The following is a 6,955-nucleotide window of genomic DNA, read 5'->3' as shown; positions in this document are numbered from 1 at the left end:
CGTGCGGCAGTCCGGCCAGGAATCGGGCGGCGAAGAGCAGGCCGAAGTTCGGGGCGAGCGCGGACGCCGTGTTGCCGACCACGAACAGCCCGGTCAGCAGGAGCAGCAGCCGCTCGTGGGGCACCCGCGCGCCGATGCCGGTCAGGACGGGGGCGCCGACGACGACGCCGAGAGCGTAGGCCGACACGAGGTTGCCGGCGTGCGGCACGGACACTCCGACGCCGTCCGCTATCTGGGGCAACAGTCCCATGGTGGCGAACTCGGTGGTGCCGATGCCGAACGTGACGACGGCGAGGGCCAGCAGAGCCAAAGGCATGGTGAGCGGGAAGACCTTTCGAAGACGGTGGTCCGGGGACGGGCAGCGGGGACGGGGCTCCGCAGGCGCTGGTGCCTCCGGGGCCGGCCGCGCCGAGCACCGTTGCCCAGCAGGCCCCAAGAACGTTGCAGCGGGATGACGTGCGCACACATTCCTGGATCGCCGCTCACAACGCGGTGACCTGCGTCACCCGGGTCCGGTTACCGGAGCCCGGGGACCCCGCGGGCACCTGTGCGGTGAGCTCGTCCTCGGGCACTGCGGTGTCGACCCGGACCGCGCGCAGGTGGAGTCGCGCCGTTTCCTCGCGGGGCCGTTCCGTGCACATGCGGCCCCTATCCGCGACGACACCTCACTCAGGCGGCAGGCGCGGCAGATCCGTCCTCCCCGCACGGCCCCCTGTCCCCCACTCCCGACCGGCAGGCGTCCGCCACGCCACCCACATGGGTGACGGATCGTCACATCGTGCTGGGGGAAAAGGAATTCAGCCGGAACGACTGGCGCACCACACGTGCCACCGGGTATCTCATGCCTCTGACAGCGTTGCACTCCGTGCCCTGCCAGAGTGAAGGGAATCCCCGTGCGTCTGCGCCCCCTGCGCGTCCTGTGCTGTTCCGCCGTCCTCGCCCTGTCGGCGCCCGTCCTGCTCCCGGGCACCGCGTCTGCGGCGGTGCCCACCTCCTCGGTCTACCTCCAGAACTACGCCACCGGCCTCGACGCGGCCGACAGCGGCGGCACCGTCGTGGCCCACAACCCCAAGGGCAACGAGGACCACCAGCAGTGGACACCGGTCGCGGTCGGCGGCGGCTACCAACTGCGGAACGCCGACGAGTCCGGCACCTGCCTCGGGCGCAGCGGCACCGCCGCGGTGACCGCCGCCTGCGGCGCCGACGGCACCGCCTGGAGCGTCACCGCCGGCGCCGACGGCACCTACACCGTGGCGGTCCCGGGCACCGCGCAGTACCTCACCGGTTCGTCGTCGGACACCGGAGCCGTCCAGCTCGGCTCCGCGGGCGACCTCGCCCGCTGGTACCTCACCCCGGTCTCCTACGCCACCTCCGCGATGCCCTCCGCCGACACCCGCACCCTCGACCAGGTCACCTTCCTCACCGCGCACAACGCCTTCGCCAACGGCGCCGACGGGAACTTCGCCTCGTTCCCCGTCAACCTGTTCCCCAACCAGAACCACGGCATCAGCCGCCAGCTGAGCGACGGCGTGCGCGGCTTCATGCTCGACGACTACACCGTCTCCGGCCAGGCCGTCCTCTGCCACAACAGCTGCGACGGCGTCAGCAGCCCCGTGCCGCTCGCCACGGACCTCCAGCGCATCGTCGACTTCCTCAAGGCACATCCCGGTCAGTTCGCCACGGTCTTCCTGGAGGACTACGCCTCCTCCGACGTACTGAAGTCGTCCCTGGCGTCCGTCAGCGGCCTCTACGACCTGCTGTACCGGCCGGACCAGGAGGGCGCGGCCACCAAGGGCTGGCCCACGATGGCCGATCTCGCCGCCCGCGGCAAGCAGCTCCTGGTCTTCAGCGACCGCACCCGTGCGAGCGACACCGCGAACGGCTGGACCACCCGCGACACCTTCGGCGTCATGTACCAGCGCGAATGGACCGTGGAGAACTACTGGTCCATGGGCGCCGGGCTCGGAGACTCCGACTGGTCCTGCTACAGCCGCTGGGGCACCGCCAGACCCCTCACCACCGACTCGTCCGCCTTCCACCCGCTGTTCGTCATGAACCACTTCCGGGACTACCCCATCGCGGCCACCGCTGCCACGGACAACGGCAAACTCCTCAACCGCGCCCAGAACTTCTGCACCCCTGCCGCGCGCAAGAAGCCCAACTACCTCGCCGTGGACCGCTACGACACCGGCTCCCCCAGCCCGCTCTCGGCCGTGGGCACGCTCAACACCTACATACTCGCGCCGGGCCAGTGAGTGAACGGCCGGTCCGTCCCGCGGGCGGCCGGGTCCGCCCTGGCGGGCGGCCCGGCCGTCGTTCCCGTACCCGTCCCCACCCCCGGCGAGCCCCAGAAAGGGTCGTCCATGGCTGAGCTGACCCGTCGCAGACTCCTGGGTTCCGCCGCGGCCACGCTCGGTGGTGCCGCGGCCCTCACGCTGCTGCCGCCCAGCGTCCAGAAGGCCGTCGCCGCCGGACCCCCGCGCGGCGGCTCCCCGCACGACATCGAACACGTCGTCATGCTGATGCAGGAGAACCGGTCCTTCGACCACTACTTCGGCACGCTCCCCGGCGTCCGCGGCTTCGCCGACCCGCACGCGTTGAAACTGGCCGACGGGCGGTCCGTCTTCTACCAGCCCGACGCCGCCAACCCCAGGGGCTACCTGCTGCCGTTCCACCTCGACACGCGCAGGTCGAGCGCCCAGGCCATCCCCTCCACCAGCCACGCCTGGTCCGTGCAGCACCAGGCTTGGAACAACGGCAGGATGGACCGCTGGCTGCCTGCCCACCGTGCCGCCGACGGTGCCGCGGCCCCCTATGTCATGGGCTACTACACCCGCGAGGACATCCCCTTCCAGTTCGCCCTCGCCGAGACCTTCACCGTGTGCGACCACTACTACTGCTCCGTCCTCGGGCCCACCTGGCCCAACCGGCTGATGTGGATGACCGGGAGCATCGATCCGGCCGGCACCCACGGCGGCCCGGTCACCGGCAACGTCGCCCCGACCCCGTACCGGTGGACCACCTATGCCGAGCGGCTACAGGCCGCGGGGATCAGCTGGAAGGTCTACCAGCAGGAGGACGACTACAGCTGCAACGTGCTGGAGCAGTTCGCCGCGTTCCGGCACGCGCAGCCGGGCAGCGACCTGTACGAGCGCGGGGTGCGCCCGCAGCCCGAGGGCACCTTCGAGGACGACGCCCGCAACGACCGCCTGCCGGACGTCAGCTGGATCATGCCGACCAGCCACCAGTCGGAGCACCCCGACTACCTGCCCGCCGCCGGCGCGGACTTCGTCGCCGCGAAGATCGAGGCCATCGCCGCCAACCCCGAGGTGTGGCGCAAGACCGTCTTCATCCTCACCTACGACGAGAACGACGGCCTGTTCGACCACGTGGCACCGCCCACCCCGCCGGCCGGCACCCCGGACGAGTTCGTCCAGGGGCTGCCGATCGGTGGCGGCTTCCGGGTCCCCGCCGTCATCGTCTCCCCCTGGACCGTCGGCGGCTGGGTCGCCTCCGAAGCCTTCGACCACACCTCCGTCCTGCGGTTCCTCGAACGCCTCACCGGCGTCGAGGAACCCAACGTCAGCCAGTGGCGCCGACGCACGTTCGGCGACCTGCTCTCGGCCTTCCGCTTCCGCGACGCCCGCCCGCGGCCACCGCGGCTGCCGCACGACACCGCCCAGCAGCTGGCGAAGGCGAAGGAGGAGGTCGCCACCCTCCCCAGGCCCGCCCTCCCGGGGGCCGACCAGATCTACCCCCGACAGGAAAAGGGCCACCGCCCACACCTCTGACCTGCCAGCATGTGCGCATGACGACAACACCGCACGGAACTCCCGTCCCCGGGACGGTGGGCACGCGATGAGAGCGGTCCGGTTCCACGGCTACGGCGGAATCGAGGTGCTGCGGGTCGAGGAGGTGGCGCGGCCCGCGCCGGGCCCCGGGCAGGTGCTGGTCGAGGTCCGGGCCGCCGGGATCCAGCCCGGCGAGGTGATGATCCGCGAGGGGGCCCGGCACGGACGCTGGCCCGCGACGTTCCCCTCCGGACAGGGCAGCGATCTCGCCGGTGTCGTGGCCGAGGCCGGTCCCGAGGTACGCGGTTTCGCGGTGGGCGACGAGGTCCTCGGCTTCACCCACCGGCGGGCCAGCCATGCGGAGTACGTCGTGGTCGACGACGTGAACCTGGTGTCCCGGCCGCAGGGACTCGACTGGGACGTGGCCGGCTCGCTGTACGTGGCCGGCACCACCGCCTACGCCACCGTGTTCGCGGTGGACCCCCAGCCGGGCGACACCGTCGTGGTGTCCGGTGCGGCGGGCGGGGTGGGGGCGCTCGCCGTGCAACTCGCGCGGCGGCGTGGTGCCACCGTCATCGGGCTGGCGAGCGAGCGGGACCACGCCTGGCTGACGGATCACGGCATCGTCCCGGTCGCCTACGGGGCGGGCGCGGCGGAGCGGGTCCGGCGGGCCGCCGACGGGCGCGTCGACGCGTTGATCGACACCTACGGCGACGGCTATGTACGCATGGCCGTGGAACTCGGGGTGCGGCCGGACCGGATCAACACGATCCGCGACTGGTCCGCCGCGGGCGAGGTGGGTGCGCGGACCTACGGGGAGGGCTCGGCGGCGTGCGCGGTCGTGCTCGGCGAACTCGCCCGGCTCGCCGCACGCGGGGAGCTGGACGTGCCGATCGCCGGCGTCTACCCGCTGGAACGCGTGCGGGACGCGTTCCGTGAACTGGAAGGGCGGCACGCCCAGGGCAAGATCGTGCTGCGGCCGTAACGGGCGGACAGGGCACCGCCGGAGCGGTGAAGTGCGCGTTCACCCGGTGGCGGCGGGCGTCGGCCCGTGGCGTGCGGGGTGCTCGGGGCATCCTGGAACCATGATGGTGCTCGCCGTGCTCTTCGCCGTCCTGGGTGCCGTCAGCAATGCGACGGGCACCGCCTTCCAGCGCAAGGCCGCGTCCACCCTGCCGGGCCGTACCGGACTGCGCCTGCTGCTCGCGCTGGCCCGGCGGCCCGCCTGGGCCGTCGGGATCGCCGGGGTCACGGGAGCCGCCGTCTTCCAGGCACTCGCCCTGGTCAACGGCCCGATGGCGCTGGTGCAGCCGCTGTTCATGCTGGAACTGCCGTTCGCCCTGCTGATCGCCGTGCCGTTGCTGCACCGCCGGCCGAACCCGGCGGGCTGGTGGGCGATCGCGGGCGTGGTGGCCGGTCTGGCCCTGCTGCTGGCCTCGGCCGCACCGCACGGGGGCCGGCAGCAGGCCCCGATGACCCGCTGGATCCCGGTCCTGGCCCTGACCCTGGGTGCCATCGCCGTCACCGTGCTGCTCGTGAGATCGTCCTCGTCACCGCTGTTCCGCGCGGCGGCCCTGGCCACGGGTGCCGCGGTCGGCAACGCGCTGGCCGCCGCGTTCATGAAGTCGGCCACCGGCCGCCTCGCCGACGCGGGTCTGCCGGCCTTCCTCACCACGTGGCAGACGTACGCCTGCGCGCTCACCGGGATCGCGGCGCTGATGTTCCTGGAGAACGCGTTGCAGGCCGGTCCGCTGGTCGCCTCCCAGCCGGCGCTGACGATCGGCGACGCGGCGGTGAGTCTGACCCTGGGGGTCATCCTGTTCGGCGAGTCGGTCCGTACCGGCTGGTGGCTGCTGCCCGAGGCGGTCGGGGCGGGCCTGATCCTGTGGGGCGTCGTCCGGCTCACCCGGGTCGTACCGCACCTCAAGGGCGTCACCGGATGAGACCGGCGCCGCGAGGGGGGGCACCGTCAGGTCCCCGTCCGTTCAGTGGCTGTTACACACACCCGCCGTGTGCCGGTCCCGGGGGCGGTGGCATGATCACCGGGGTGGGGTGGAAGAACTCGTTCGGCGCCGGACGCGCCGACCCGACACGCCGTGATCCGGCGTCCCTGATCACCGAGTTGCCCTTCCACCCTCCCGGAAGGGGAACAGAAGTGTCCGTGTTTCAGCGCATCCTGGTCGCCGTCGATCCCAGCCCCGCCCGCGGCTCCGCCGTGCGACTGGCCGGTGAGCTGGCGCAGCTGACGAACGCCGAGGTCCGCGTCGTGCACGTCATCACCTCCGCCGTCTCCGTGTCGGCGGTCGTCGCCCTGGAGGACGACACCGAGGCGAAGGCCGTTCTGGAGGAGGCGCTGGCGGATCTGCGCGAGCGGGGGATCAAGGCCGGGGGAACCCTCCTGCGGGGACTCACCACGCAGGTCGCGGAGGTCATCTCGGAGACGGCCGAGGAGTTCGGTGCCGATCTCATCGTGCTGAGCCCGCACCACCGCAACGCCGTCGAGGCGCTGTTCGACCCGCGGGTGAGCGACGCCGTCGCGCACCGCACCGCGACGGCGGTCCTGCTCGCCCCGGCGGACGGCCCCAAGGCCTGACCGGCACGGCCGTCACTCACCGACCCGCCGCGGACACCGTGTCCGCGGCGGGCCCGTCGGCGTGCTACCGCCGTCGCCAGGGCAGCGCCTCCTGCTCGCCGTTGTCGGTGTCCATCCGCTGGAGGGCGGCGCTGATCGCCTCGCCGATCACGGCGAGCTGGGTCACCTGCTCGGGAATGAGGGCGTCGAAGACGGCGCGGCGGACCGCCTCGACATGACCGGGAGCCTCGCGCTCCAGGAGGGCCAGACCGGCCGGGGTCAGGACGGCCAGCTGGTTGCGGCGGCTGGCCGGGTCCTCGCGGCGGTCGACGTAGCCCGCCTCCTGGAGGCGGGTCACGGCGTGGGTGAGGCGGCTTCGGGTGATCTTCAGCCGCTCGGCCAGCTCGGACATGGTCAGGCTGTGGTCCTCGACCGAGGACAGGTGGGCGAGCAGGCTGTAGTCGGCGTGGGTCATCCCCGCGTCCCGCCGCAGCTGGCGGTTCAGGTGGTCGGACAGGTGCGTGGAGAACTGGACGTAGGCCAGCCACGCACGTCGTTCCTCGGGATTCAGCCAGCGGGGCGTCGAGGTCAT

Annotated in this window: 7 protein-coding genes; 5 read left to right on the top strand and 2 right to left on the bottom strand. The window is 72.3% G+C overall.

The window, feature by feature from the left end; genetic code table 11:
- Positions 1 to 316: MFS transporter (locus AB0958_RS15265; protein ID WP_366890886.1), on the bottom strand; the 316-nt coding region annotated here is incomplete at its 3' end.
- A gap of 577 nt (positions 317 to 893) precedes the next feature.
- Between AB0958_RS15265 and AB0958_RS15260 the strand changes: the two genes are divergently transcribed.
- The 5 genes from AB0958_RS15260 to AB0958_RS15240 all read left to right on the top strand — a co-directional run bounded on the left by AB0958_RS15260 (position 894) and on the right by AB0958_RS15240 (position 6,384).
- Complete coding sequence (locus tag AB0958_RS15260; RefSeq protein WP_366890885.1) at positions 894 to 2,255, top strand: RICIN domain-containing protein; 1,362 nt, start codon at positions 894 to 896, stop codon at positions 2,253 to 2,255.
- 108 nt (positions 2,256 to 2,363) lie between these two features.
- Complete coding sequence (locus AB0958_RS15255) at positions 2,364 to 3,791, top strand: alkaline phosphatase family protein (RefSeq protein WP_366890884.1); 1,428 nt, start codon at positions 2,364 to 2,366, stop codon at positions 3,789 to 3,791.
- Between the two features lie 67 nt (positions 3,792 to 3,858).
- Positions 3,859 to 4,776 (top strand): NADP-dependent oxidoreductase, encoded by a 918-nt coding sequence (locus AB0958_RS15250; RefSeq protein WP_366890883.1) that lies wholly within the window; start codon positions 3,859 to 3,861, stop codon positions 4,774 to 4,776.
- A 100-nt stretch (positions 4,777 to 4,876) separates the two neighbouring features.
- The gene (locus AB0958_RS15245; protein WP_366890882.1) at positions 4,877 to 5,734 is read left to right on the top strand and encodes a DMT family transporter; all 858 of its coding nucleotides are present in this window, start codon (positions 4,877 to 4,879) and stop codon (positions 5,732 to 5,734) included.
- A gap of 212 nt (positions 5,735 to 5,946) precedes the next feature.
- Positions 5,947 to 6,384: a universal stress protein gene (locus AB0958_RS15240; protein WP_366890881.1), complete on the top strand. Its 438-nt coding sequence runs from the start codon at positions 5,947 to 5,949 to the stop codon at positions 6,382 to 6,384.
- A 64-nt stretch (positions 6,385 to 6,448) separates the two neighbouring features.
- Here AB0958_RS15240 and AB0958_RS15235 read toward each other — a convergent pair whose 3' ends face one another.
- Positions 6,449 to 6,955: a MarR family winged helix-turn-helix transcriptional regulator gene (locus AB0958_RS15235; RefSeq protein WP_366890880.1), complete on the bottom strand. Its 507-nt coding sequence runs from the start codon at positions 6,953 to 6,955 to the stop codon at positions 6,449 to 6,451.

It is taken from the genome of Streptomyces sp. NPDC006655 (assembly GCF_040703965.1).
In the GTDB taxonomy this organism is placed as follows: domain Bacteria; phylum Actinomycetota; class Actinomycetes; order Streptomycetales; family Streptomycetaceae; genus Streptomyces.
The sequence above is the reverse complement of the archived record's forward strand: the minus strand, read 5'-3'. Positions and strand labels throughout refer to the sequence as shown.